Here is a 501-nt window from a genome sequence, read left to right on the forward strand (position 1 = left end):
TGGTCATTTTGTGGTTCGGCATTGATGAGGGCGCCAAGCTGTTCCTGGTGGCGCTGGGGGTGTTTTTCCCCATGTACATCAACACGCTGCACGGCATTCGCAATGTCGATCCGCAACTGGTGGAGATGGGCCGCATCTACGGCATGAAACAGGGCGAGCTGTTCTGGCGGGTCATCCTGCCGGGGGCGCTGCCGTCGATCTTCGTCGGCCTGCGCTATGCGCTTGGCATCATGTGGCTGACGCTGATCGTCGCCGAAACCATCGCCGCTGAATCCGGCATCGGCCACATGGCGATGCAGGCGCGCGAGTTCCTGCTGGTCGACGTGGTGATGCTGTCGATCATTATCTACGCGCTGCTCGGCAAGGCCGCCGACAGCATCGCCCGGCTGCTGGAGCGCCTGTCGCTGCAATGGCACCCGGCATACCGGAAGTAAGGAGGGCTCCAATGGCCATTCAGACCGCGACCTCGCGGCGTCAGGCAGCGGCTGCTCCTGTCTATGC

Annotated in this window: 1 protein-coding gene; it reads left to right on the forward strand. The window is 62.7% G+C overall.

The genetic code is table 11. The features are described 5' to 3' along the window. The coding region (locus AC4FS3_RS29655) for an ABC transporter permease subunit (protein WP_491023521.1) at positions 1 to 434 on the forward strand (434 nt) is incomplete at its 5' end. Positions 435 to 501: the final 67 nt, after the last annotated feature.

The sequence above is a fragment of the Pseudogemmobacter sp. TB195 genome (genome assembly GCF_058313095.1).